Raw genomic sequence first — 22,161 nt, 5'->3', positions numbered from 1 at the left:
CCGGCTGCCCGCGCAGACGCTCAGCGGGGTCGCCTCGCTCGCCCTGCCGGGGATGCTCTTCGAGATCGACGCGGTCGCCGTCCGGCCGACGGCGGAGGCAACGGGCTGACCCACCCGCGCGCAGGGGTCCCACCGGTCGGTGGGACCCCTCGCCGTGCCGCCGCCGTTCGAGCCGGCGCGGACCGCCCACCTGGCCCGGGTCGCCGCGCACGGCCGTCGTTCCACGGTGTCGGGGCCGTCGCCGAGGAACGGCACCCGCGGGAACGGGCCCTCGGCGTCCACAGATGCACGCCGACGGCTGCACGACGACTGCCCGGCCGCCGCAGACCGGGTTGATGCGGATCCCGGATGCTTCCGCGACCTGCCGGTCAACCGCGAGGCGCGCGTTCCCGGCAGTCGCATGCTTCCGGCAGGTCTTCCTGGAGGGGGTGGGGGCGGCACTCCCTCTGCCGGGCAAGGCGGGTAGGCGTCCCCGCAAACGGTGTGACCCTGCCCCGACCTGTCCGTCGGACGGGCGCCGGTGGGCGGTGGTCACCAGGGGCTCGGCGGGCGGCTTCGGCAATCGCCGCCCGGAGAAACCAGTACCGGGAATCAGGCCGCGACGAGCTCCTTCTCGCGGGCCGGTGTCTTGACCTTGGGCTTCTTGTTCGGCAGCGAGAGCCGGAAGACCTTGTGCCACGCGGAGAACACCTGCTTGGGCAGCGGCCCGGTGACGTACTCCAGCTCGTACTTTTCGAACAGCGCGCGCACCTTCACCGCGACTTCGGCGTACCGGTTGCTCGGCAGGTCCGGGAACAGGTGGTGCTCGATCTGGTGAGACAGGTTGCCCGTCATGAAGTGCATGGCCCTGCTGCCGCTGATGTTCGCCGAGCCCATCATCTGGCGCAGGTACCACTGGCCGCGCGTCTCGCCCTCGACCGACTGGCGCTCGAAGACCTGTACGCCCTCGGGGAAGTGCCCGCACATGATCACCGAGTGGGACCAGATGTTGCGGACCAGGTTCGCGGTGAACGTGGCGGCGAGCGTGGTGAGGAACGACGGGCCCGACAGCAGCGGGTGGATCACGTAGTCCTTGAGCACCTGCTTGCGGATCTTGCGGCCCACGGCCTTGGCCCGCGCGCGGAACTCCGGGTTCCTGCGGCGGCGCTTGTGCAGGTTCTTGCCGAGTTCGAGGTCGTACGCTGCGATGCCGTACTCGAAGAAGCAGGCGTTGACGAAGTTCCACAGCGGCTGGCCGAGGTGGAGCGGGTGCCACTTCTGGTCCTCGTCGACGCGCATGATGCCGTAGCCGAGGTCGTTGTCCTTGCCGATCACGTTGGTGTACGTGTGGTGCAGCTCGTTGTGCGAGTGCTTCCACTGCTCGGCCGGCGAGACGTGGTCCCACTCCCAGGTGGTGGAGTGGATCTTCGGGTCCCGCATCCAGTCCCACTGGCCGTGCAGGACGTTGTGGCCGATCTCCATGTTCTCCATGATCTTCGCCACGGACAGGCCGGCGGTGCCGATCAGCCATGCGGGCGGGAAGATCGAGAACAGCAGCACGCCCCTGCTGGCCAGTTCGAGCTTGCGCTGCGCCGAGATGACCTTGCGGATGTACGCGGCGTCCTTCTCGCCCCGGTCGGCGAGCACCTCGTCGCGGATCGCGTCCAGCTCGCGGCCTAGCTCCTCGATCTGCTCGGCGGTCAGGTGGGCGGTGGGGTCGATGGCGGTCAAGGTGCCTACCGTTCGATGTCGCAGGGGCCCGCCGCGGCGGACACGCAGGTCTGGATGAGGACACCCGGCTCGGCCTCGGTGATCTCGCCGGTGCGCAGGTCGCGGACGGCGCCCGCCTTGAGCGGCGTGACGCAGCCGAAGCAGATGCCCATGCGGCACCCGGAGGGCATGAGCACGCCGGCCTCCTCGCCGATGTCCAGCAAGGGCGTGGCGCCGTCCGCGTCGACGGTCTTGCCGCTGGCGCTGAACGTGACCTCGCCGCCGTCGCTGCCGCCGTCGCTGTTGCCGTTGCCGTTGCCGTTGCCGTCGCCGGCGATGCGGGGGCGGAAGCGTTCGGTGTGCAGGCGCTCTTGGACGCCGTTCTCGGTCCAGTGCTCCTCTGCGGCGTCGAGCAGGCCCGCAGGCCCGCAGGCCCAGGTCTCGCGCTCGGCCCAGTCGGGCACGAGTTCGCCGAGACGGGCGATGTCGAGCCTGCCGTCTGTGTCGGTGTGCACCTCCGTGAGGCGCAGCTTCTTGTCCGCGACCAGGCCGTGCAGTTCGTCGCGGAAGATCACGTCTTGCGGCTGTGGTGCGCAGTGGACCAGGACGACGTCGTCGACCTCGGTATCGCGCAGCATGCCCATCACGGGCGTGATGCCGCTGCCGGCCGTCAGGTAGAGCACCTTGGCGGGCTTGGCATGCGGCAGCACGAAGTCACCGGTCGGCTGGTCGAGCTGGATCAGCGTGCCCGGTGTCGCCCTGTGGACGAGGTGGTTGCTGACCTTGCCGTCCGGGATCGCCTTCACGGTGATCGTGATGCGGCCGTCCCGGCGGTCTGTCGGTGAGGTGATGGAGTAGCCACGCCACAGGCGCCTCCCGTCGACGTCGACCCCGATCCGCACGTACTGACCGGCTGTGTGGCCGCGCCAGCCCCGTCCCGGCCTGATCACGATGGTCGCTGCGTCAGCCGTCTCGGGGTGCACGGCCTCGATGCGCCCACGCAGGTCGGCGCCCGCACGCAGCGGGCTGACCAGGTCGAGGTAGTCCGACGGCAGCAGCGGCGTCGTGACCATCTCCAGCAGCTTCCATGCCCTGCTGCGGAGGGCTGCACTCGTCATGACCCCAGCTTGCTGCGCCTCAGGGCGTAAAGTCCTGACCGTAGGATGTGAATCTGGTCGGCTGAATTGTTCGTAGGGAACAAAAACGTGAGCCATGCAATCAGGAGGGCCGCCGAACTGGTCCTGGATGAGACGACGGTCACCGCTCTTCGGGCCGCGCTGACGGCCACCGCCGACGAGGTCGTCCAGGCGATCATTGACGAGGTCCCGCCCTATGCCAACGCGCTTTCGGGCCGCATGGGCGGCACCATCCGCCGGGCCGTCCGAACCACCCTGGGTCACTACCTGGACCTCGCGAGCGGGAACGCCACGAGTGGCGACGCCGGTGACGCGGCCTACGAGCTCGGCCGCGGCGAGGTGCGCGACGGCCGCTCGATGGACGCCCTGCTCAGCGCCTACCGCGTCGGCGCCCGCGTGGCATGGCGATGCCTGGCAGCGGGTGCCGTACCCGCGGGTCTGCCCGCCGCCGAGGTCGCCAAGTTCGCCGAGCTGACCTTCGCCTACATCGACGAGCTCTCCGCCGCGAGCGCCGCGGGCCATGCCGACGAACTGGCCGCCCGGGGCAGGGCCCACGAGCGCCACCTGGAACACCTGGCCCGCGACCTCCTCGCCGGCGCGAGTCCGGACGTGCTGCTGGCCGCTGTTCAACGGGCCGGGTGGCAGCCCCCGGTTTCGCTGACCGTGGTCCTGCTGCCCGCCGCCCAGGCCCGGCCTGCCTACCGCGTGCTCGACCCGGGCACTCTCGTCCTCGACGACCTGCCGGACGCCACCGGTGTGCTGCTCGTCCCCGATGCCGACCGACCGCACCTCCTGCGGCAGCTGACCGGCCGCACCGCCGTGGTCGGCCCGGCACGGCCATGGACTCGTGCGTCCGCCTCGTACGCCCGGGCCGTACGCGCGCGCTCCCTTTCCGCTGAGATTCGCGACACCGAGGACCACCTGCCCGAGCTGGTGCTGAGCGCGGACGTGGACGCGTTCGCAGACCTGCGTGCCCGAGCCCTCGCGCCGTTGCGGGCCTTGCCCGTCGCGACCGCGGGGCGACTGGAGGAGACGTTGCGGGCGTGGCTGCTGCACCAGGGCAGGCGGGACGAGGTGGCGGCGGCGTTGTTCGTCCATCCTCAGACCGTCCGGTACCGGATGTCGCAGCTGCGGGAGCTGTTTCCGGATCTCGCCTCGCCGGACCGCGTCCTTGAACTGACCATGGCGGTGGGTCTTCGGGGCAGCTGACGCGTACTTCGACCGTCCACGACTGCGTCCGCGAGCGGGCCAGGAATCCTGCCTCGTTCTCGGTGTCGGTCCGGGTCCTGCATCCGGGTGCAGGACTCGGGCGCAGGGAGATCGCGCCGGGCAGCTGCACGGTGATCGCGGAGCATCCGGCGCTGCGGTGGCGGCGGGGCCGGGCGGGTGTCGGGCGGCTCTCGGGTGGCGGGTGTCGGGCGACGGGTGGCGGGTGGCGGGCGACGGGTGGCGGCGACGAACGGCGGCGAACAGATGACGGCCAACAGATAACAGCGAACGGATGACAGATTTTGAAATCTGTCATCCGTCATCTGTCATCCGTCCACTGTTCCCCCCGTCGCCCGTCAGCTCGGCTCGTACCGCCGCATCGCCCGCAGTCCGCCGTACGCCGCCAGGGCGGTCCAGAGCGCCATGATCAGCAGCCCGGTCCAGTGGCCGTAGTGGACGCCCGGCTCGGGCTGGGTGCGCATCGCGTACAGGCCGGCCCGGTCGGGCAGGAACTGGCCGAGTTCGCGGACACCGGGGATGGCGGCCAGCCAGGTGGTGCCCAGGAACACCATCGGGGTCAGCAGGCCGAGCGCGGCGCTGAAGTTGCCCAGCATCGCGGTCAGTCCGAGGCAGATCAGCACCATCATCGGGTGGTACAGCACGCCGGCCAGGAAGCTGCGGGTCAGGCCCGGGGTGGAGAGGTCCAGGCCGACGGTGGCGCCGACGACCAGGAACGAACCCGCCGTCGAGGCCAGCCCGAGCAGCAGGCCCAGCCCGGTGCCGAGCGCGAGCTTGGCGCCGTACAGTCGGCCGCGCCGGGGGACGGCGGTGAGCGAGGTGCCGATCATGCGGGTGTTGAACTCCTGCCCCACCAGCAGGATGCCGAGGCAGGCCACCGCGACGTGCCCGAAGAGCAGTCCGTAGAAGATCCCCCCGGCCGGGTCCTCGCCGGCCGTGTGGTCCTTCGCCCCGTAGGCGGCGTTGACGGCCGCCGTGACGCCGACCGTCAGCGCCAGGGCGACCAGCGGGGCCGCCCACTGCGAGGGCAGGGTGGTGAACTTGACCCGTTCGGCGCGAACCGCGTCGGCCATCGTGCTCATCGTCGCTCCCATGTCCCGTCTCCCATGTCCTGTTCGCCCGTGGTCACTTGGCGCGCCGCATCGCCCGCAGGCCGCCGTACGCCGCCAGGGCGGTCCAGAGCGCCATGATCAGCAGCCCGGTCCAGTGGCCGTAGGCGATCTGCGGGTCGTCGACGTACCGCAGGGCGTACTGGCCGGCCCGGTCGGGCAGGAACTGCACCACCCGGCGCACCCCCGGGACTCCGCCGAGCAGTGGTGAGAGCAGGAAGAGGGTCGGGACCAGCAGCCCCATGGCGGCGGTGAGGTTGCCCAGCACGGCGGTCGTTCCGAGGCAGAGCACCACCACCAGCGTCTGGTAGAGCACCCCGGCGACGGCGGTGCGGACGAAGGCGGGCCCGTCCCAGTCGGCGGGGACGGAGGCCGCGTATCCGGCGAAGGCGCCCGCCGTGCCGACGGCGCCGACCACCAGGCCGACCAGTGCGCCGAGCGTGAGCTTGGCGCCGTAGAGCCGGCCGCGTCGCGGGACGGCGGTGAGCGAGGTGCCGATCATGCGGGTGTTGAACTCCTGCCCGATCAGCAGGATGCCGAAGCAGGTCAGCGCCGCCTGGCCGAAGTTGAGGCCGTAGAAGACGCCGACACCTGGGTCGTCGGTGATGTTGTGGTCCTTGCCGCCCAGGGCCGCGCCGACGGCGGCGGTGACGCCCGCGGTGAGCACCAGGGCGAGCAGCGGGGTGATCCAGAGCGAGCGGAGCGTGGTGAGCTTGATCCACTCGGCGCGCAGGGCGTTGACGGCAGGGGACCCGGAAGACGTCACGACGGATGTCGCGGCGGATGCCACCGCGGATGTCGCGGCGGACGTCACGGCAGGGGTCGAGGCGTTCACGCGGCGGCCTCCGCACGGTACTCGACGCTGTCGGCCGTCATCCGCATGAACGCTTCCTCCAGGGAGTCCTGTTGCACGGCGATCTCGTACAGCACCACGCCGTCGGCGGCGGCGAGCGCGGCGATCCGCTCGGGTTCGGTGCCGCTCACCTCCCAGGCGCCGCCGGCGACTTCGGTGGCGTCGAGGCCGTGTCCGGGGTCGCGGAGCAGGGCGGCGAGCTTGGTCGGGTCGACGGCGCGGACCCTGATCCGGGTCCGGCCGTGGTGGTCGATGAACTCGGAGGTGGCGGCGTCGGCCAGCAGGCGGCCGCGCCCGATCACCACCAAGTGGTCGGCGGTGAGCGCCATTTCGGTCATCAGGTGGGAGGAGACCAGCACCGCCCGGCCCTCGGCGGCCAGATCGCGGAGCAGGGTGCGGATCCAGCGGATGCCCTCCGGGTCCAGGCCGTTCACGGGCTCGTCCAGCAACAGCACCGGCGGGTCGCCGAGCAGTGCGGCGGCCACCCCGAGACGCTGGCGCATGCCGAGCGAGAAGCCCCGGATCCGCCGTGCGGCCGCGTCCGCCAGGCCGACCTGGCCGAGCACCTCGTCCACCCGGCGGGCCGGCAGCCCGTTGCTCGCGGCGAGCCAGCGCAGGTGGCCGTGCGCGGTCCGGCCGCCGTGCAGTGCCTGGGCGTCCAGCAGCGCTCCGACCGTCCGCAGCGGGTCGGGCAGTTCGACGTAGGGGCGGCCGTCGACCAGGGCGTGCCCGGCGGTCGGCCGGTCGAGGCCGAGGACCAGGCGCATGGTGGTGCTCTTGCCGGCGCCGTTCGGGCCGAGGAAGCCGGTCACCACGCCGGGTCGCACCTCGAAGGTCAGGTCGTCGACGACGCGCCGGCCGTCGTACTCCTTGGTCAGGCCCTGGATCTCGATCACGGCCCGCTCCCCTCGTCTCGTCGTCTTGGCGGTCTTCGCCGGTGCTCGCTGTGGTCGGCCCCGGGCGGTGGTTCCATTCGACCGGAGCGGGCCGGTGCGGCGGATCCCGCCGGGGCGGGGAGCCGCCTCCCTCCCGGGAGGGAGATCGCGGGCGACCGGAGCGGGAGTCGGGAGCCGGGGGCGGACTGGCAGGATGGCCCGATGTCCAAGATCGCAGTGCTGAAGAGCGCGGTGTCCGTGACCGCGGCGCCGCTGAGCGCGGTGTCCGGGCTCTTCGCGCCGCTGGTGGCCGGCACCACCTACGCACGGATGCTGCACCTGCTGGTGGGGTGGTTCTTCGCGGGCATCGTGCTGATGGTCTATCCGGGGACGTACCACAAGGGCCTCGGCGAGATCCTGATGGCGGGCGTCTCGGTGGACGTCGTGCTGCTCGCGCTGGCCGCGCTCATACCGGCCGCCCGCCGGGCCGAGGGGGTGCAGGCGCGGCTGCTGCTGGTGCCCGACCGCGAGGAGGACATCGCCACCGAGCCCTCCCTCACCTGGGCCGACCGGCGGCGGACGGCCGGCTGGCTGATCGGGCGGGTCGCGCTGGGTTCGGCGGTCGGGTTCCCGCTGGTCTTCGGGATCACCGGGGCCTTCGACCGGCTGACCGGCCCGGACGCTCTCTGGTACCTCCCGCTCGTACCGTTGGCGGTCCTCGGCTTCGGCTGGTTCCTGGTGTGCGCGGGCCGTCTCCAACTCGCCATGGCGATACGGCTGCTGGGCCCCTCCCCGGCCGAGCGGCTGGCCGAGGCGGAGCTGCGGGCCGAACGGCTCCTGGAACGCAACCGCCTGGCCCGCGAGCTGCACGACTCGATCGGCCACGCCCTGACGGTGACCGTCCTTCAGGCGGGCGCGGCGCGCGAGGTCGGGGACCGGGACTTCGTCGCCAAGGCGCTCGAAGTCATCGAGGAGACCGGCCGACAGGCCATGGAGGACCTCGAACGCACCCTCGTGCTGCTGCGCGAGACCCCGGCCGGGGCGAACGGCGTGGCCACCGAACAGCCCGGGATCGACCAGCTGCCCACGCTGTTCGACACCGCCAGGGCGGCTGGCAGCCCGGTGGAGGCGCGGGGCGACGTGAAGCCCGGCACCCTGCCCGGAGTGCTCTCCCGCGAGTCGTACCGGATCGTCCAGGAGGGCGTCACCAACGCGCTCAAGTACGCACCGGGCGAGCCGATCGACATCCGGATCGCCGTGCGGGACGGCCGGTTGGAGCTGCGCTGCGCCAACCGGCTGCCCGGCGCCGGACGTTCAGCGAACGGAGCGACGCGGCCTCCGGCGGGCGGAGCGGGCGGGGCGGGCAGGTATGCGACGCGCAAGGGCGGAAAGGGACTGCGCGGAATCCGCGAACGCGCCACGCTGCTCGGCGGGGAGGCGGAGGCGGGGCTTTCGGCGGCGGGCACGGCGGCGGTAGGCACGGCAGCGGCGGGCACGGCGGCAGGGGCCGTGGCAGGGGCCGCGGCGGGGGTGGCCGGGCCGTTCGAGGAGGGGAGCGGGGAGTGGGTGCTTGCCGTGCGCCTGCCCCTACGCTTGGGCTCGTGACGAACGATCTTGCGATGGCAGGTCCGGCCGGAGGAGCCGCCGGGATGACGGACATCCTGCTCGCCGACGACGAGGAACTGGTCCGGGCCGGTCTGCGGGCCGTCCTGGAGGCGCAGGGGGACCTGCGGGTGGTCGGCGAGGCGTCCGACGGAGCGGAAGCCGTCGCCCTGGCCCGCGCGTTGCGTCCGCACGTCGTGCTGATGGACGTCCGGATGCCGGTGCTGGACGGCCTGGCCGCCACCCGTGAGCTGCTGCGCCCCGGCGCACCGGGTGAGCGCCCGCCGCGGATCCTGGTCGTGACCACCTTCGAGAACGACGACTACGTCTACCAGGCGCTGCGCGCGGGTGCGGACGGCTTCCTGCTCAAGCGCACCCGCCCGGCCGAGATCGCCCAGGCGGTACGGCTGGTGGCGGCGGGCGAGTCGCTGCTGTTCCCGGCCGCGATCCGCCGCCTGGCGGCCGGGCACGGCAACCCGACCGCCCGTGCGGCGATGGAGCGGGCGGCGCTGACCGAGCGCGAGGCGGAGGTGCTGCGGCTGGTCGCGCGCGGCCTCAGCAACGGGGAGATCGCCGAGCGGCTGTTCCTCGGCGTGCAGACCGTGAAGACGCACGTCAGCAGCGTGCTGGCGAAGCTGGGCGCGCGGGACCGCACCCAGGCGGTGATCGCGGCGTACGAGTCGGGGTTCGTCGAGCCGGCGGAGTGATCGCGTCGGGGGGCGAGACCGCGCCGAAATGACCGCGCCGTAGTGACCGCGCCGGGGGCGCCGGAGTGAGACCGCCGTGGGGCGTCAGGCCGGGTAGGCGTGCGTCTGGGTGGCCTTGACCGAGGCCCAGACCGCGGCGCCGGGCGTCAGCTCCAGCTCGGCGACGGCGGCCGGGGTGAGGTCGGCGGCCATCGGCAGGTCGCTGGCGAGCTCGGCGCGGACCCGGTCGCCGTGCAGCTCCAGCCCGGTGACCTCGGCCTTCCACAGGTTGCGCGCGCTGGTCTGCGGACGCTCCCGGTACAGCGTCACGGCGGAGGGCGGGAAGGCGACGAAGGCCGGGCCGTCCAGCTCCTCGGCGGTGGCCAGGACCGCCCCGTCCGGGAGTGTGACGCGGGTGCCCTCGGCCCGGCCCTGGTACAGGTTCAGCCCGACCAGCCGGGCGATGTAGTCGGTGCGCGGGTGCCGGGCGACCTCCGCCGGGCTGCCGGACTGCACCTGCCGGCCGTCCTCGATCACCACCAGCCGGTCGGCCAGCACCATGGCGTCCAGCGGGTCGTGCGTCACCAGCACCGCCACCGCCTCGAACTCGGCCAGATGGCGCCGCAGTTGGGACCGTACGTCGAGCCGGGTGCGGGCGTCCAGGGCGGCCAGCGGCTCGTCCAGCAGGAGCAGCCGGGGGCGCACGGCGAGAGCGCGGGCGAGCGCCACCCGCTGGGCCTGGCCGCCCGAGAGCCGGCCGGGACGGGCCGAGGCGTGGTCGGCCAGGCCCATCCGCTCCAGCCAGCCGGCCGCCTCCGCGCGCGCCTCACGCTTGGGGCGGCCCTGGCAGCGCGGGCCGAACGCGACGTTGTCGAGCGCGCTGAGGTGCGGGAACAGCAGGTAGTCCTGGAACACCACCCCCACCGGACGCTCCTCGGCCGGGGTGTGCACACGCTGCGCCGGGTCCTCCAGGAGGCGGCCGTCCAGGCGCAGATGGCCGCCGGTGAGCGGGAGCAGTCCGGCGAGGGCGCGCAGGGCGGTGGACTTGCCGGCGCCGTTGGGGCCGAGCAGCGCGACCACCTCGCCGCGGGCGGCGGTGAGCGCGAGGTCGAGGGAGAACGCGGCGCGCTCGACCCGCAGGCGGGCGTCCAGAGCGGGGCCGGGGCGGCTGTCGGTCTTCATCGGGATGGCGTCCAGGTGTCCAGAGTGCCCGGGAGGTCCCTCGGGTCCCTCGGGTCCCTCGGGTCCAATGCGCCCGCTGGGTTCGCTGGGTCCGCTGGGTCCGCTGGGGCCGGGGGAGTGTCGCGGGAGATGTGCGGGGAAGCGTCCGCAACGGTGTCCGAGGCCGTGCGCGCGGGCCGGGTCACGGCGTCGACAGCCAGCGGTCGCGCAGGCCGACCAGGACGGCGACGGAGACCACCAGCAGCACCAGCGACAGCGCGATCGCCGCCTGCGGGTCGGACTCCATGGCCAGGTAGACGGCCAGCGGCATGGTCTGGGTGCGGCCCGGGAAGTTGCCCGCGAAGGTGATCGTCGCGCCGAACTCGCCGAGCGCCCGGGCCCAGGCCAGGACGGCACCGGCGGCGATCCCCGGGGCGATCAGTGGCAGGGTGACCCGCCGGAACGCGGTCAGCCGGGAGGCGCCCAGGGTCGCGGCCGCCTCCTCGTAGCGGGGGTCGGCGGCCCGCAGCGCGCCCTCGACACTGATCACCAGGAACGGCATCGCCACGAACGCCTCGGCGATCACGACCCCGGTGGTGGTGAACGGCAGCGTGATGCCGAAGGCCGAGTCCAGCCAGGAGCCGACGATGCCGCGCCGCCCGAGCACCAGCAGCAGCGCCACACCGCCGACCACCGGCGGCAGCACCAGCGGCAGGGTGACCAGCGCCCGGATGATCCGGCGGCCCGGCAGCTCGGTGCGGGCGAGCAGCCAGGCCAGCGGGACGCCGAGGACCAGCGACACCGCGGTGGCCGCGGTCGCGCTGATCAGCGACAGGCGCAGCGCGTCCCAGACGGCGGGGCTGGTGAGCTGCTCGGACAGGCCGCTCCAGGGGGCCCGGATCAGCAGACCGACCAGCGGCAGGATCAGGAAGGCCAGTCCGAGCAGCGCCGGGAGCAGCAGGGTGACCGGGACGCGGTGCGTGCGCGGGCGGCGGCTTCGCGGGCGCCGCCGCGGCAGGGCCTGCGCGGGTCCTGCCTGCGTGGGTCCTGCCTGCGCGGGACCTGCTTGTGCGGGCTCCGCCGGGTCGCCGTCGGCGGTACGGGCCGAGTGACCCTGGTCCGGGCGGTCCTGCTCCAGGCGGTCCTGGTTCGGGCGGTTCGGCCCGGAGCCGGTGGTGCGGTCGCTCACGGTGCCTGGAAGCCCGCCGCGGTCAGCACCTGCTTGGCCTCGGGCGACTGGATGTACGCGACGAAGGCGGCGGCGCCGTCCTTGTTCGGGGCCTTGGCGAGGGCGGCGATCGGGTAGTCGTTCACGGCCTTGGCGGCCTCGGGGAAGTCCACGCCCTCGATCTTCGCAGCATCGGCCTGGACATCGGTCCGGTACACCAGGGACGCGTCGACCTCGCCCAGTTCGACCTTGGTGAGCGCACCCTTGACGTCCTGCTCCAGGGTGACCGGGGTGAGGTCGAGGCCGGCGGCCTTGAGCGCGGTCTGGGCGGCGGCGCCGCACGGCACCTCCTTTGCGCACAGGGCGACCTTCACGCCGGAGGCGGTGAGGTCCTTGAGGCCCGCGATGTGCTTGGGGTTGCCCTTGGGGACGGCGATGGCGAGCGTGTTCTTGACGAAGGTCGCCGGCTGTCCGCTCGCGCCGCCCGCGTCCGTCACGGTCTTCATGGTGGCCGGGCTGGCGGCGGCGAACACGTCGGCCGGGGCGCCGGAGTTGATGCTGGTGGCGAGGCTGGAGCTGCCGCCGAAGTTGAAGGTGACCTTGGCGCCCGGGTTGGCGGCCTCGAACTTCTTGCCGAGCTCGGTGAAGGTCTCCTTGAGCGAGGCGGCGGCGAAGACGGTGACGGTGCCGGAGGCCTTCGGGACGCCGCTGCCGGCGGCGGAGGCGTCCGGGGAGGTGGCCGAGGAGGCCGTGGAACCGGAGGACTTGCCGCCGTCGCTGCCGCAGGCGGTGACTCCGAGGGTGAGCGCGAGGACCGCGGCGGCGGCGACGGCGAGCCTGCGGGTGGTGGGCGTGCGGGTGCTCATCGGTGGTTCCCCTCCAGGGTGCGCGCCGGAAGGGGCGCGAGGGACTGGCCGCAGCTGCGGCCATTACGGCGATCATAGTGCCGCATATGCGAGCGATAAATCCCCTGTCGGTTTGCACAGGCGGGAGCCGGCGCGGGCCTCCGGACTGCTGTGGGATGGCTCAAAACGGGTGCGGGGGCACATGGCGGGGGCGCTCGGCGGGGTGGGTCGTGCGGGTGTGAGGCGGGTCGTGCCGGTGGGGCGGGGCGGGGCGTGGCGGGTCGCGCGGGTCATGCCGGCGGGGCCGGAGGGGGCGCGCGGAAATTGCGTCGCGCCGTCGGTGGTCGAACGGACAGAGTGGTGGCCGTCCGTACACGCGGCCGGGTTGGTCGCAAGCACCGCCGCGGCCGAACCGAGGGGAGGAGTCCTTCCATGTCCACGCTGCGCGTCACCGCGGAGAAGCTGACCGTCCTGGAGCACCCGAACGCCGATGCCCTGGAGCTCGCGCAGGTCGGCCTCTACCGGGCGGTGGTCGCCAAGGGCATGTACCGGACCGGGGACCACGCCGTCTACATCCCCGAACAGTCCGTCCTGCCCGATGAGTTGATCGAGGAGCTCGGCCTGACCGGCAAGCTGGCCGGCGCCCGGGCGAACCGGGTGAAGGCGGTACGGCTGCGCGGCGAGCTGTCCCAGGGTATCGTCTGCCGGCCCGCCGCACTCGCCGGCACCGACCTGGCCGCCGCGGCCGAGCGCGGCGAGGACTTCGCCGAACTGCTCGGGGTCGTCAAGTGGCAGCCACCGGTGCCCACGTCGATGAGCGGCGACGTGGTCAGCGCGCCCGACCTGCTGCCCTGGGTGGACATCGAGAACCTCAAGCGCTACCCCGACGCCTTCGAGCCGGGCGAGCCGGTGGTGCTGACCGAGAAGCTGCACGGCAGCTGCTGCCTGGTCACGTACGTCGCCGCCACCGGCGAGGTGCAGGTGTCGTCCAAGGGCATCGGCGCGCAGGGGCTGGCGCTGGTCGAGGACGAGCGCAACCTCTACTGGCGGGCGGTGCGCGCCTACGGCATCCCGGCCGCCGCCGCCCGGCTGGCGGAGCGCCTCGGGGCGGAGCGGGTCGGCGTCTTCGGCGAGGTCTTCGGCGAGGGCGTGCAGGACCTGGGCTACGGCTCCTCGGCGCGCACCGAGCGGCCCGGCTACGCGGCCTTCGACGTCTCGGCCGTGGTGGACGGGCAGCTGAACTGGTTCTCGGCGGCCGAACTGCTGGACGGCGAGCTGCCGTTGGTGCCGGAGCTGTGGCGCGGGCCGTTCGACCCGGAGACCGTCCTGGGGTTCGCCCGGGGCAAGGAGGGCGTCTCCGGGCGTGAACTGCACCTGCGCGAGGGCGTGGTGGTGCGGCCGGTCACCGAGCGCTGGAGCCCGGTGCTCGGCGGGCGGGCGATCGCCAAGGTGGTCAGCGACGCTTACCTGACCCGCAAGGGGGGCACCGAATACGAGTGAGACGGGTCCGGATCCGGCCGGGCAGGTCGGCCCGTCGGTGGGTCCGGGCGCGGCTCCTTTCGGTGCTGACCGCCCGTCGGAAGCGGCGGCGGGCACACCCCTGTACAGAAGGAGTGCCGATGACCATCGAACTCGTCCCCGTTCGGGCCCCCGGGCTCGCGCCCGCCCCCACCTCCGCGATACCCGTCCCGGCGGGGAACCGCCTGGTCGGCTCGCTGTTCGACCTCACCCGCCGCCCGCTGCGCAGCTACCTCGCGGCCCGCCGCGACCACGGCGACGTGGTGCGCTTCCAGGCCGGGCCGCCCGGGCTGCGCGCCGACTTCTACGGGGTGTTCTCGCCGGAGGGCGTCCGGCAGGTGCTGGCCGTCGAGGCGGCCAACTTCCGCAAGGAGGACCCCTTCTACGACGAGTTGCGGACCAGTGTCGGCAACGGGCTGCTGACCAGCCAGGACGCCGAATACCAGCGCCAACGACGCATGGTGCAGCCGCTGTTCACCCGGCGCCGGGTGGACGGCTACGCGGACGCGCTCGCGCAGGAGGCGCAGTCGCTCGCCGAGCGCTGGCGGGCGGTGCCCGGCGGGGTGGTGGACGCGGCGGAGGAGACGTCCCGGTTCGCCCTGCGGGCGGTCGCGCGGATCCTCTTCGGTGCCGACGTGGAGGAGGCGATAGCGGTGGTGCACCGCAGCTTCCCGGTGCTCGGCGAGTACGTGAAGGAGCGCGGCTACGCCCCGGTCCGCCTCCCGCGCACCTGGCCGACCCCGGCCAACCGGCGCGGTGCCGAGGCACAGCGGGCGCTGTACGGGGTCTGCGACCGGATCATCGCCGAACGGGCCGCGCGAGGCGGCGGCGACGAGGACGCGGACGACCTGCTCACCCTGCTCGGACGGGCCCGTGACGAGGACGGCGGGCGGCTGGACCCGGCCGAACTCCGCGACCAGGTCCTGGTGTTCCTGCTCGCCGGGCACGAGACCACGGCCACCGCGCTGGCCTTCGCGCTGCACCTGCTGGCGATGCACCCCGAGCAGCGGCGGCTCGCCCGGGAGGAGGCGCGGACCGTCCTGGCGGGGCGGGCACCGACGGCGGCGGACCTGGAGGCGCTGCCCTACATCACCCGGGTGCTGAAGGAGGCGATGCGGCTCTACCCGTCGGCGGCCCTGGGCGGGCGGCGGGCGGTCGCGGAGACCGTCATCGACGGGTACGTGATCCCGGCCGGGGCGCAGGTCGTGGTCGCGCCGCTGGTCACCCACCGGCACCCGGACCACTGGGTGGACCCGGAGCGCTTCGACCCGGACCGCTTCCTCCCGGAGGCGGAACGGGCCCGGCACCGCTACGCCTGGTTCCCGTTCGGTGGCGGACCGCGGGCCTGCATCGGGCAGCACTTCTCGATGCTGGAGGCGGTGCTGGCGTTGGGGGTGCTGCTGCGGGACTTCGAGGTGGAGGCGGTGGACCGGCGGGTGGCGCTCGCCCAGGGGATCACGCTGCGGGCGGCGAGCCCGATGCGGATCCGGGTGACGGCGAGCCGCTGACGGCCGGCGGCTGACAGTCTGACAGCGTGCGGCCGACAGCCGACAGCCGACAGAGTTCAGCGGACAGATGACAGATTTCAAACTCTGTCATCTGTCCGCTGTCGTTTGTGCGCAGCTCCCCGCACGCCGTCCGCCGCGCTGGACGCCCTCTGGGTAGACGACAGGGCCATCGGAACACATCACCCGCTTCCTGCGGGCAGCTTTTCAGATCTTTGTCTGACCGATTCCGGCCCCTCGGTAGCGTCCCACGCACCCCAGGCCGGAAGCGCACATGCGGTTGGCATATGCCATTCGTGTGCAGTCCGCCCGGCCCGGGGCGCCCGGGCGCACCGCGTACCGCCCCCGGGCCCGACCGGTCGACCGGAGGTCCCATGGGCACTCTCAACCATCTCAGCCTCGGCTGGCTGACCCCCGCCCTCTCGTACCTGATGGCCTGCACCGGCGCCGCCCTCGGCCTGCGCTGCACGCTGCGGGGACTGGCCGCGAGCGGTCCGGCCCGGCGGAACTGGCTGATCACGGCCGCCGCCGCGATCGGCTCCGGCATCTGGACCATGCACTTCGTCGCCATGTTCGGCTTCACCGTCGACGGCACCGAGCTGCGCTACAACGTGCCGCTGACCGTCCTCAGCCTCGTGGTCGCGGTGCTGGTCACCGGCCTCGGCCTGACCGTGGTCTGCTACGGCCGGCACCGCGGCCTCTCCCTGCTCTCCGGCGGCGTCACCACCGGTCTCGGCGTCGCCGCGATGCACTACCTGGGCATGGCCGCCCTGCGGATGCACGGGGGACTGCACTACGACGCCGGGACGGTCGCGCTGTCCGTGCTGATCGCGGTCGGCGCCGCGACCGCCGCGCTCTGGGCCGCCGTCACCATCCGCAACGTGTACACGGCCGCGGCCGCCGCGATGGCCATGGGCCTCGCCGTCAGCTGCATGCACTACACCGGCATGGCCGCCGTCCACGTCCGGCTGGAGCCGACCCGGACCGTTCTCGGCGGGGTCAGCCCGATGGAGTTCGTCTTCCCGCTCGCCGTCGGCCTCGGCTCGTTCCTCTTCCTCGCTTCGGCCTTCGTGGCACTCTCGCCGACCGCCCAGGAGCGGGCCGGCTACCGGGAGGCGGGCGAACTGGCCGTGGAGGAGGTCCCCGCCGCGCCCCCATACCCCGAACGCGCGTGGCACGAGCCCACCCCGGCGGCCGGCGGGCGGCGCGACGCCGAGCGGCACGACCGCGCAGCCTGAGCCGCACCTTCGCGCCCTCGCACCGCCCGCCCGCCCGCTCCCGGTCCGGCCCCGCAGCCTCCGCCCACCCGGCCTCCGCCCTCCCCGCCCGAAAGGCTCCTCACCCATGCGAGAAGACCGCGGTACCGCCCCCGGTACCCGCCGGGGTGCCCATGCCGGGCCGCCCGCCCGTTCGCCGCGCCCCGGCCCGTGGTTGCGCGGGCTGCGCCCCCGGACCGTCCGCGCCCGGATCATCGCCCTGCTGATGGTCCCGGTCGTCTCCGTCATCGCCCTGTGGGGGTTCGCCACCGTCACCACCGCCCAGGGCGTCTGGGGCCTGATGCGCCAGCGCGACGCCCAGCGCACGCTGCTCACGCCGGTCGCGGAGACGGTCGCCGGGCTGCAGGCCGAACGCACCGCCGTCGGTCAGCTGTTGGCGGCCCCAGCGGCCCCAGCGGCCCCAGCGGCTCCGGCGGCGATCCCGGCGATCCCGGCGACCGCCCCCAGCGCCGCCCGGGAGAGCGCCCTGCGCGAGGCGGCGGCGGCCACCGACCGGGCGCTCGCCCCGCTCTTCCCGGACCCCCGCCGACCCGACCGGGGCTACAACCGCGCCGACGCCCAGGGCCTGGGCGGTGAGGCGGCCGCCCGGCTGGACGCCCTCGGCGGTTCGCTCGCGACCCTGCCCGCACTGCGCGACCGGGTCCTGGCCAGGAGCGTCGGCTGGCCCGAGGCGTACGCGGCGTACGGCGAGGCGGTGGACCGGGCGCTCGCCGCCGCCGGCGCCGTCGCTCCCTTCCAGGAGCGCCAGGCGGCCGCCGACGCGCGGGTGCTGCTGGAGCTGGCCCGGTCCCGCGAACTGCTCTCCCGCGAGGACGCGTTGCTGCGCGCCGCCCAGCTGTCGGGCGGGCTCGGCGACGACCAGCTGCGGGAGTTCTCCGGCGCGGCCTTCGCCCGGCGCGAGTTCGAGCGGGGCGCCGCCGCCGACCTGCGCTCCGTCGACCGGGCGGAGCTGCTCGCCGTCACCGGGGGCCAGGACCACCGCGAGCTGGCCGGGTACGAGGACAGGGTGCGGACGGCCGCCGACGGTCGGGCGGCGGTCGCGGCGGTGCCGGCCGACCGCTGGGCGATGGTCGCGGGCAACGTGGCCGGCGCCCTGCGGGGCGTCGAGGACCGGGCCGGAAGGCTTGCCGCCGAGCGCCAGGACCCTTACGCACTGGGCCTGTTCACCCCGGCCGGGATGGCCGTGCTGCTCGGTCTGGTCGGCGTGGTGGCCTCGCTGGTGATCTCGGTGCAGATCGGGCGCGGGCTGGTCACCGAGCTGATCGGCCTGCGCAACTCGGCACTTGAGCTGGCCGGGCGCAAACTGCCCGCGACCATGCGGAAGTTGCGTGCGGGCGAGGAGGTGGACATCGAGGCCGAGGCGCCCCGGCCGGTGGGGCGGGGCGACGAGATCGGCCAGGTGCACCGGGCGCTGGGGACCGTCCAGCGGGCGGCGGTCACGGCGGCGGTCGAACGGGCCGAGGTGCTCTCCGGAGTGTCCGGGGTGTTCGTCAACCTCGCGCGCCGCAGCCAGGTCCTGGTGCACCGCCAACTCACCCTGCTGGACGCGATGGAGCGCCGTACCGAGGATCCGTCCGAGCTCGCCGACCTGTTCCGGCTGGACCACCTCACCACCCGGATGCGCCGCCACGCCGAGGGCCTGATCATCCTCTCCGGGGCGGCCCCCGGTCGGGGCTGGCGCCGTCCCGTCCCCCTGGTGGACGTGGTGCGCGCGGCCGTCTCGGAGGTCGAGGAGTACGCCCGGGTCGAGGTCCACCCGCTGCCGCGCGCCGCGGTGGTCGGCCACGCCGTCGCCGACCTCACCCACCTGGTGGCCGAACTGGTCGAGAACGCCACCGGGTTCTCGCCGCCGCACACCCGGGTGCACATCCGGGGCGAACGGGTCGGCAACGGCTTCGCGCTGGAGATCGAGGACCGCGGCCTCGGCATGGGCCCGGAGGTGCTGGCGGCGGCCAACCGCCGGATCGCCGCCGCCGAGCAGACCGACCTCTTCGACAGCGACCGGCTCGGCCTGTTCGTGGTCAGCCGGCTCGCCCGGCGGCAGGACGTCAAGGTCTCGCTGGTCACCTCCGCGTACGGCGGCACCACGGCGGTGGTCCTGCTGTCGACCGCGCTGCTGGCCGACGAGGCGGCGGCGGTGGGGGCCGAGGACGTGCGGTACGGCTTCGAGCCGGTCGCGCCTCCGCTGCCCTCGGCGGCGGCGGGCGGCACGGCGTCGGGTGGCACGGTGGCGTCGGGTGCCGCCCCGACCGCCGCGTCGGGTGCCGCGTCTGGTGCCGCGGCGGTCGGAGCAGGACCGGTGGAGCCGGTGCTCGCCGATCGGGCGGATCACCGCGCTGTCCCGGAGCGGGAGTTCACCCCGGAGCACGGCCGTGCGGAGCGGCCGGCGGGCGGTCCGGGCAGTGGCCCGAACGGTGGCTCGCCGGGTCTCCCGACCGGCGTCTCGGGACACCTGGGACACCCGGGGCACCCGGGGCACCCCGGGCGCCGGGATGAACCGGGGCACCGGGAGCACCCGCAGGGCGGGACGAGTGACGGGCTTCCGGCGGCGGGTGGGCCGCCGCCGGAGGGTGGGGCGCTGCTGCCGTTCGGTGTCCGGGGCAGTGCCCCCGGGCCGGTGCGCCGCACCCCCTTCCGGGCCTCCGGTGCCCGGGAGGCCGGTCCGGCTGCGGAGGGGCGCGCGGGTGCGGCCGCCCGTCCGCAGTCCGGGCCGCCGCAGCCGTACGGCGCGGAGCCGTACGGTCAGGGCTCCCTCGCGGAGCCGGTACCCGGACCGGCCACGGACGGTTCCGGCTCGGACGGCGTCGGATCGCGTGGCCCCGGCTCGGACGGTCCCCGCTCGGGCGGCCACCAACTCGGCCAGGGGCCTGAGGAGTTGCCGCGCCGGACCCGCCAGGCGAGCCTCGCGCCGCAGCTGCGCGAGGCCCCGGCCCGTCCGCCTGCGCACAGGGGCCGTACGGCTGCCTCCTCCTCCGTCCTCGCCTCCGCCGGGCCGGGTTCCGGGGGCGGTTCCGGCGACGGCTTCGGTGCGGCGGGCCGCAGCCCCGAGGAGGCGCGGGCGGCGATGTCCGCGTTCCAGAACGGATGGGCGCGCGGTCTGCACCCGGAAGGCCGGCGGGACGGGCAGCCCGCCGACCCTCCGCAGCCGCCGCGGGCGCACCACCCCCAATCCCCGTCCCGATCCGAAGGAGAGCGTCCGTGATCGCCACCACCCACCGCGCGGGAGCGCTGAACTGGCTCCTGGACGAGCTGGTCCAGCGCGCCCCCGAGCTGCGCTTCGCCGTGATGCTCTCCGCCGACGGCCTGGCCATGGGCACCTCGGCCGGACTGGCGCGGGAGGACGGAGAGCACCTGGCGGCCGTCGCCTCCGGATTCCACAGCCTTGCCAAGGGAGCGGGCCGGCACTTCGGTGCGGGCGAAGTCCGCCAGACCATGGTCGAGTTGGAGGGCGGCTACCTGCTCGTCGCGGCGGCCGGAGAGGGCACCTGCCTAGCCGTGTTCGCCACCTCCCGGGCCGACCTCGGCCTGATCGCCTACGAGATGGCCAGGCTGGTCCGCCGGGTCGGGGAGCATCTGGGCGCCCCGCCGCGGGCGGTGGGCGGCCGGTGAATCCGGTGCCCCGCCCGTACCGGGGGCGACATCCGGAGCACCCGGGGGCCGACCCCGACGGGCAGCCCCGCAACCCGCTCGCCGCGGCCCACCGGGCGCGCTGGTACGACGACGAGGCCGGGCCGATGGTCCGCCCGTACGCGATGACCCGGGGGCGCACCGGGGCCGGGGAGCAGCAGTTCGACCTGATCGCCGTGGTGGTCACCGAGCCGCCCGACCCGACGCTCCTGCCCGGCGTGCCCGAGCCGCCGGTCGGCCCGGAACAGGCGCACATCCTGGCGCTGTGCCGGGGCACCCCGCTGTCCGTGGCCGAGCTGGCCGCCGACCTCGACCTGCCGGTGGGTGTCGTGCGGGTGCTGCTCGGCGATCTGCTGACGGCCGGGCTCATCCGGGTCCGCCGTCCCGTCCCGCCCGCCCTGCTCCCCGACGAGCGCATCCTCCAGGAGGTCATCCGTGGACTCCGCGCACTCTGACCACCCGTCCGCATCGTCCGCCCCGCGCGTACCGTCCGCACCGCTCGTACCGTCCGGACCGCGCGTACCGTCCGACCCCCTCGGCCTGTCCGATCCGTACGGCGGGCCGGATCCGTTCGACGCCGAGGATCCCGACGGCACCGTGCTCGCGCTCAAGATCCTGGTGGCGGGCGGCTTCGGGGTCGGCAAGACGACGCTGGTCGGCGCGGTCAGCGAGATCCGGCCGCTGCGCACCGAGGAGCGGCTGAGCGAGGCCGGGCGCGAGGTGGACGACCTGGACGGTGTGGAGCGGAAGACCACCACCACGGTGGCGATGGACTTCGGGCGGATCACCATCCGCGAGGGGCTGGCGGTCTACCTGTTCGGCACCCCCGGGCAGGACCGGTTCTGGTTCCTCTGGGACGAGTTGGCCCAGGGGGCGCTCGGTGCGGTGGTGCTCGCCGACACCCGCCGGCTGACCGACTGCTTCCCGGCCGTCGACTTCTTCGAGCACCGGGGCATCCCGTTCGTGGTCGCGGTGAATCGTTTCGCCGGGACGCGGGAGTTCGGCCCGGAGGACGTCGCCCGCGCGTTGGACCTGGATGCCGGGACACCCGTGCTGCTGTGTGACGCGCGCCGCCGGGCCTCGGGCAAGGAGGTGCTGATCAACCTGGTCGAGCACGCGGGCCGGGTGCACGCCGCCCGGCTGCTCGCGGACGTCTCGCCGGTGGGCTGAGACGGTGGCGGCGGAGGTGCAGCGGGCGGGCGGCTGACAGATGACAGATGACAGCCTTCGAAATCTGTCAGCCGTCATCTGTCGGCCGTCGACCGCCGGTTCTGTCAGCGGTTCAGCAGTGCCTCAGCTGTGCCACTGGAACACGATCCGCGTCCAGGTGGACCCGGGACACTTGCCCCAGACCGCCCAGGCCTCCGGTCGCGCGCCGATCCACAGGCCGGTGGTGTGCGAGCCGTCGGCACAGTAGGTGATGGTGCGCAGTCGCCCGGAGTAGACGTTGCAGTAGCCCTCCCAGCGCCAGCCGTAGTTGCCGGTGATGACGCAGTGGTAGGCCTCGGACGTGATGGTGTTCCAGGCCTCGGCGGCCCCGGGGGTGACGGAGCGGGTCCCGGCCGTCGCCGCGGCGGCCGGCAGGGCGGTGGCCCCGAGTGCGCCGAGGGCGGCCGTGGCGGCCAGCCCGAACGTGGCGATCTTCCTGGCGATGCAGCCTCGCACGGTGGTTCTCCTTGCTGAGGGGTTCTCGTCGGGCGGGTGTCCCGGACGTCGGGATGTCCGCGCGGTCCGAACGCGGATCGCGTGGTCCGAGCGGAGGTGAATTCCCGCCCCCCGTACGACTGGTGACGTGTTGCACACGAATGACTGCGCACAGTGAGACGACGAACTATGATGTGACCTGTGTCACAAGTAATCCGGTTGGCTCATGGTTCCTGCGG

Annotated in this window: 19 protein-coding genes; 10 read left to right on the top strand and 9 right to left on the bottom strand. The window is 73.9% G+C overall.

Going from position 1 to position 22,161, the window contains the following annotated elements; all coding sequences use genetic code 11:
* Positions 1–591: 591 nt before the first annotated feature.
* A complete protein-coding gene (locus ACFVHV_RS06985) occupies positions 592–1,710 on the bottom strand; it encodes an acyl-CoA desaturase (protein ID WP_359898638.1) in 1,119 nt (372 codons plus the stop codon).
* Between the two features lie 5 nt (positions 1,711–1,715).
* Complete coding sequence (locus ACFVHV_RS06980; protein ID WP_380349349.1) at positions 1,716–2,807, bottom strand: ferredoxin reductase; 1,092 nt, start codon at positions 2,805–2,807, stop codon at positions 1,716–1,718.
* Between the two features lie 87 nt (positions 2,808–2,894).
* On the opposite strand from ACFVHV_RS06980, the gene ACFVHV_RS06975 reads away from it, so the two are divergent.
* Positions 2,895–4,034, top strand: a complete 1,140-nt coding sequence (locus ACFVHV_RS06975; protein WP_359898635.1) for a helix-turn-helix domain-containing protein — start codon at positions 2,895–2,897, stop codon at positions 4,032–4,034.
* Positions 4,035–4,390: 356 nt separating this feature from the next.
* Here the strand turns inward: ACFVHV_RS06975 and ACFVHV_RS06970 are convergent, their stop codons facing one another.
* The 3 genes from ACFVHV_RS06970 to ACFVHV_RS06960 all read right to left on the bottom strand — a co-directional run bounded on the left by ACFVHV_RS06970 (position 4,391) and on the right by ACFVHV_RS06960 (position 6,910).
* The gene (locus ACFVHV_RS06970) at positions 4,391–5,134 is read right to left on the bottom strand and encodes a hypothetical protein (protein ID WP_359898633.1); all 744 of its coding nucleotides are present in this window, start codon (positions 5,132–5,134) and stop codon (positions 4,391–4,393) included.
* 43 nt (positions 5,135–5,177) lie between these two features.
* Positions 5,178–5,927 carry an ABC transporter permease gene (locus ACFVHV_RS06965; RefSeq protein WP_380349346.1) on the bottom strand — a complete coding sequence of 250 codons (750 nt, stop codon included), beginning with the start codon at positions 5,925–5,927 and terminating at the stop codon, positions 5,178–5,180.
* 65 nt (positions 5,928–5,992) lie between these two features.
* Positions 5,993–6,910 (bottom strand): ABC transporter ATP-binding protein, encoded by a 918-nt coding sequence (locus tag ACFVHV_RS06960; protein ID WP_380349343.1) that lies wholly within the window; start codon positions 6,908–6,910, stop codon positions 5,993–5,995.
* A 201-nt stretch (positions 6,911–7,111) separates the two neighbouring features.
* Between ACFVHV_RS06960 and ACFVHV_RS06955 the strand changes: the two genes are divergently transcribed.
* Both ACFVHV_RS06955 and ACFVHV_RS06950 read left to right on the top strand, forming a co-directional pair.
* Positions 7,112–8,494 carry a sensor histidine kinase gene (locus ACFVHV_RS06955; protein ID WP_380349340.1) on the top strand — a complete coding sequence of 461 codons (1,383 nt, stop codon included), beginning with the start codon at positions 7,112–7,114 and terminating at the stop codon, positions 8,492–8,494.
* A gap of 44 nt (positions 8,495–8,538) precedes the next feature.
* Positions 8,539–9,198 (top strand): response regulator, encoded by a 660-nt coding sequence (locus ACFVHV_RS06950; protein WP_380349370.1) that lies wholly within the window; start codon positions 8,539–8,541, stop codon positions 9,196–9,198.
* An 84-nt stretch (positions 9,199–9,282) separates the two neighbouring features.
* On the opposite strand, the gene ACFVHV_RS06945 is transcribed toward ACFVHV_RS06950, so the two are convergent.
* From ACFVHV_RS06945 to modA, 3 genes are all read right to left on the bottom strand, one after another.
* Positions 9,283–10,359, bottom strand: coding sequence for an ABC transporter ATP-binding protein (locus ACFVHV_RS06945; RefSeq protein WP_380349337.1), 1,077 nt, complete (start codon positions 10,357–10,359; stop codon positions 9,283–9,285).
* A 181-nt stretch (positions 10,360–10,540) separates the two neighbouring features.
* Positions 10,541–11,356 carry an ABC transporter permease gene (locus ACFVHV_RS06940; protein ID WP_380349367.1) on the bottom strand — a complete coding sequence of 272 codons (816 nt, stop codon included), beginning with the start codon at positions 11,354–11,356 and terminating at the stop codon, positions 10,541–10,543.
* Between the two features lie 167 nt (positions 11,357–11,523).
* Positions 11,524–12,372 (bottom strand): molybdate ABC transporter substrate-binding protein, encoded by an 849-nt coding sequence (gene modA / locus ACFVHV_RS06935; protein ID WP_380349334.1) that lies wholly within the window; start codon positions 12,370–12,372, stop codon positions 11,524–11,526.
* A gap of 411 nt (positions 12,373–12,783) precedes the next feature.
* Between modA and ACFVHV_RS06930 the strand changes: the two genes are divergently transcribed.
* The 7 genes from ACFVHV_RS06930 (at position 12,784) to ACFVHV_RS06900 (ending at position 21,448) form a co-directional block, all read left to right on the top strand.
* On the top strand, positions 12,784–13,851 hold the full coding sequence (locus ACFVHV_RS06930) for an RNA ligase (ATP) (RefSeq protein ID WP_380349331.1): 1,068 nt from the start codon (positions 12,784–12,786) through the stop codon (positions 13,849–13,851).
* A 119-nt stretch (positions 13,852–13,970) separates the two neighbouring features.
* Positions 13,971–15,377 (top strand): cytochrome P450, encoded by a 1,407-nt coding sequence (locus ACFVHV_RS06925; protein ID WP_359898621.1) that lies wholly within the window; start codon positions 13,971–13,973, stop codon positions 15,375–15,377.
* 371 nt (positions 15,378–15,748) lie between these two features.
* A complete protein-coding gene (locus ACFVHV_RS06920; RefSeq protein ID WP_380349328.1) occupies positions 15,749–16,612 on the top strand; it encodes an MHYT domain-containing protein in 864 nt (287 codons plus the stop codon).
* A 106-nt stretch (positions 16,613–16,718) separates the two neighbouring features.
* Positions 16,719–19,853, top strand: coding sequence for a nitrate- and nitrite sensing domain-containing protein (locus ACFVHV_RS06915; protein ID WP_380349326.1), 3,135 nt, complete (start codon positions 16,719–16,721; stop codon positions 19,851–19,853).
* The gene (locus ACFVHV_RS06910) at positions 19,850–20,260 is read left to right on the top strand and encodes a roadblock/LC7 domain-containing protein (RefSeq protein WP_359898615.1); all 411 of its coding nucleotides are present in this window, start codon (positions 19,850–19,852) and stop codon (positions 20,258–20,260) included. The genes ACFVHV_RS06915 and ACFVHV_RS06910 overlap by 4 nt, the downstream gene beginning before the upstream one ends.
* A 125-nt stretch (positions 20,261–20,385) precedes the next feature.
* Positions 20,386–20,733 carry a DUF742 domain-containing protein gene (locus ACFVHV_RS06905; protein ID WP_359898661.1) on the top strand — a complete coding sequence of 116 codons (348 nt, stop codon included), beginning with the start codon at positions 20,386–20,388 and terminating at the stop codon, positions 20,731–20,733.
* Between the two features lie 85 nt (positions 20,734–20,818).
* Positions 20,819–21,448: an ATP/GTP-binding protein gene (locus tag ACFVHV_RS06900; protein WP_380349364.1), complete on the top strand. Its 630-nt coding sequence runs from the start codon at positions 20,819–20,821 to the stop codon at positions 21,446–21,448.
* 123 nt (positions 21,449–21,571) lie between these two features.
* Here the strand turns inward: ACFVHV_RS06900 and ACFVHV_RS06895 are convergent, their stop codons facing one another.
* Positions 21,572–21,943, bottom strand: coding sequence for a hypothetical protein (locus ACFVHV_RS06895; RefSeq protein WP_359898613.1), 372 nt, complete (start codon positions 21,941–21,943; stop codon positions 21,572–21,574).
* Positions 21,944–22,161: the final 218 nt, after the last annotated feature.

The sequence above is a fragment of the Kitasatospora sp. NPDC127116 genome (assembly GCF_042677365.1).
GTDB lineage: Bacteria > Actinomycetota > Actinomycetes > Streptomycetales > Streptomycetaceae > Kitasatospora > Kitasatospora lactacystinica.
Note: the sequence above shows the minus strand (reverse complement) of the source record. Positions and strands in the feature narration are given on the sequence as shown.

Bases quoted from the DNA above. Each gene is read 5' to 3' on its own strand.
- ACFVHV_RS06970 (WP_359898633.1), bottom strand. From the start codon at position 5,134: ATGAGCACGATGGCCGACGCGGTTCGCGCCGAACGGGTCAAGTTCACC.
- ACFVHV_RS06925 (WP_359898621.1), top strand. From the start codon at position 13,971: ATGACCATCGAACTCGTCCCCGTTCGGGCCCCCGGGCTCGCGCCCGCC.
- ACFVHV_RS06950 (WP_380349370.1), top strand. From the start codon at position 8,539: ATGACGGACATCCTGCTCGCCGACGACGAGGAACTGGTCCGGGCCGGT.
- ACFVHV_RS06945 (WP_380349337.1), bottom strand. From the start codon at position 10,359: ATGAAGACCGACAGCCGCCCCGGCCCCGCTCTGGACGCCCGCCTGCGG.
- ACFVHV_RS06980 (WP_380349349.1), bottom strand. From the start codon at position 2,807: ATGACGAGTGCAGCCCTCCGCAGCAGGGCATGGAAGCTGCTGGAGATG.
- modA (WP_380349334.1), bottom strand. From the start codon at position 12,372: ATGAGCACCCGCACGCCCACCACCCGCAGGCTCGCCGTCGCCGCCGCC.
- ACFVHV_RS06955 (WP_380349340.1), top strand. From the start codon at position 7,112: ATGTCCAAGATCGCAGTGCTGAAGAGCGCGGTGTCCGTGACCGCGGCG.
- ACFVHV_RS06920 (WP_380349328.1), top strand. From the start codon at position 15,749: ATGGGCACTCTCAACCATCTCAGCCTCGGCTGGCTGACCCCCGCCCTC.
- ACFVHV_RS06905 (WP_359898661.1), top strand. From the start codon at position 20,386: ATGGTCCGCCCGTACGCGATGACCCGGGGGCGCACCGGGGCCGGGGAG.
- ACFVHV_RS06915 (WP_380349326.1), top strand. From the start codon at position 16,719: ATGCGAGAAGACCGCGGTACCGCCCCCGGTACCCGCCGGGGTGCCCAT.
- ACFVHV_RS06930 (WP_380349331.1), top strand. From the start codon at position 12,784: ATGTCCACGCTGCGCGTCACCGCGGAGAAGCTGACCGTCCTGGAGCAC.